The sequence below is a fragment of the Pelagicoccus sp. SDUM812003 genome, from assembly GCF_031127815.1.
Lineage (GTDB): Bacteria > Verrucomicrobiota > Verrucomicrobiia > Opitutales > Opitutaceae > Pelagicoccus.
Map to the genome: position 1 here is coordinate 1 of NZ_JARXHY010000049.1, position 2,180 is coordinate 2,180.

Here is a 2,180-nt window from a genome sequence, read left to right on the forward strand (position 1 = left end):
TGGTGAATAGATTTGTAGAATACTCATTTGCGTGAACAAAACAGCTAAAGGCGAACAGAGCGAAATAGAGGAGTTTCATTGCGGTTCCTATTTTTTAGCCAACGTGAAAGCCATACGCGGAAGTCAGCGCGGAGCGCTGGCTGGAGTTGTATGGGCTGACTGGTTGGGTTTAATTTTTGTCTATTTTCTGGATACTAGACTTATAGTCTCCCTTTCCGGTTACGAATAGGAATCCAGCCGCAAGGGCATCATGAAATCCATTCGAGTCGGTGGTTTTCCAATAGTAGCTCTCAATATCTTCAGTTTCTTTTTCTGTATCGCCTAATTCTAAATTCAAGTGTCCAGATTCCCATACGCAGACTTCGGCGATCTTTTCCTTTTTTTCTAGTCGTGCCCTCAAGGCCGATCCACCTTCTGGACCGGTGTAGGTAAACTCGAAAGTTAGTTTGTTCGCTGCAAATCGACTCTCCAAGCCGACACGGTAGGAATCGAATTTTTTGTTAGTTATCAGTTCTTCGAGTGATTCCATTTTGTTTCTACCCAACGTGAAAGCCATACGCGTAGGTCAGCGCGGAGCGCTGGCCGGAGTTGTATGGGCTGACTGGTTCTAACCATTATTCATATAACAATTCTTCCACTGCGAAGTCTCGAATGAACTTCGATACCTCAGCGTCGGCGTAAGAATAATCGTCATTTGGTGGATGTCGGACTGAGTACAGCAAGGTCACCATAATGTCATTATCGTGAGGATGGATAAAAATGTGAGCGAAATCTCGCACGAACAAATATTCATCATCTCTTTTAAAGTCGGTGCGAGTGTCTTTCCAAACTCGCTCAGCGTAAATGCCGATTGGGCTGAATGCTTTTGTATTCCTGAAAACGTCAGTTACGGAAACATATCTATCATCATCATTATTTTGGTTCCATCGATTTCGAACGTATTCAAGAAACTCTGAGGGATCTGAAACTTTTGGTGCTTTGCTGTACGCCACTTCCGCCATTATCGTATGCCGCTTAGATACTTTCTTGGAGAAAATGAATTGGTACCCATCTTGGCTAACTCTCCATCCTTTAGAATCTGGTGAATTGAAATGTGATCCTGGAAGTTCGAACCTCGTACCTGGTTTGATGCTTTTCGCTTCGCACAAGCACGAAAAACCGACTAGTATCGAAAGCAGGAGTAATAGGCGAGTTGTTGTTTTCATCTTTCTTTAGAACGTCGAAGTGATACGCGGAGGTAAGCGCGGAGCGCTTGCCGGAGTTGTATCGACTGACTGGTTATGCAACTTTTATTTTTGTATTGGTGCTAATCCGCAAGATTTTAGGTAGGTATCTTTGTAGCCTTCTGATTCTAGCATCTTTATGATTTCTCGGTGATGCACATTGATGAAATCAAGAACACTAAAAAGCGTCCGTAGTTCAACTGCCCCATCATGTAAAGAAACGCCAATTTCCTTCCCAACACACGAAGCTAAATAGAATGAATTTATTTTTGGAGTCGATAGAGATGCGGAGATCAGCCCGCGATCATTCCAAAACATTGCTATCGTTCCCATGTGCTCGATTTCAAAGCTATCTTCATCGTATTGAAAACCGGATGGTTTGATATCGCTGAGAAACTGTTCGATGTCTGAAAGTGGGATTCTCATTTTTTTGGCATAACGCTAAGGTGATACGACGGCGGCTTCGGCAATCGCCTCCACGTCGGGGTTGGATGATTTCGATGTTTTGTTGTGAATGAGGCGAGCGTTTGCCGCCGTTGTATCGACCGCCTTGTTCAGTGTCATTTCTTGTAGTTTTGCTAAAAGCATCCACAAGATTACGAATGATAAAAATAGGAAAGCTGGAACTGAGACTAACAATGTCCACCAGGATTTTTTTTCCTTACGTCCGATTGCTGTTATGGAAGCGGCTACAGCTACTATCGAAGCGACTATAGCCGCTATCAATATGATGATTAATCTTTCTCCTGCAAACCAGTCGCTCGAGTGTATTTTTGTATTGGTTGCGATGATTACCCCAAAACAGAAGACCACGATTGGAAGGGTTAGTGATATTATAGTAGCGAGGGGCTTCATTCTACTGAACGTGAAGGTCATACGCGAGGGCTAGGGAACCGTCGTGCTGGAGGTTGTGGAGATACGTCCTTGCTGCTGCCACAACTCGGGCGCTTGGCCCGA

Annotated in this window: 4 protein-coding genes; all 4 read right to left on the bottom strand. The window is 44.2% G+C overall.

The window, feature by feature from the left end:
• Positions 1 to 169 precede the first annotated feature (169 nt).
• Positions 170 to 529 (bottom strand): hypothetical protein, encoded by a 360-nt coding sequence (locus QEH54_RS22660; protein ID WP_309021012.1) that lies wholly within the window; start codon positions 527 to 529, stop codon positions 170 to 172.
• 85 nt (positions 530 to 614) lie between these two features.
• On the bottom strand, positions 615 to 1,205 hold the full coding sequence (locus QEH54_RS22665; protein WP_309021013.1) for a hypothetical protein: 591 nt from the start codon (positions 1,203 to 1,205) through the stop codon (positions 615 to 617).
• A gap of 84 nt (positions 1,206 to 1,289) precedes the next feature.
• Entirely contained in the window at positions 1,290 to 1,649 is a 360-nt protein-coding gene (locus QEH54_RS22670) for a hypothetical protein (protein ID WP_309021014.1), read from the bottom strand.
• A 15-nt stretch (positions 1,650 to 1,664) separates the two neighbouring features.
• Entirely contained in the window at positions 1,665 to 2,078 is a 414-nt protein-coding gene (locus QEH54_RS22675; RefSeq protein WP_309021015.1) for a hypothetical protein, read from the bottom strand.
• Positions 2,079 to 2,180: the final 102 nt, after the last annotated feature.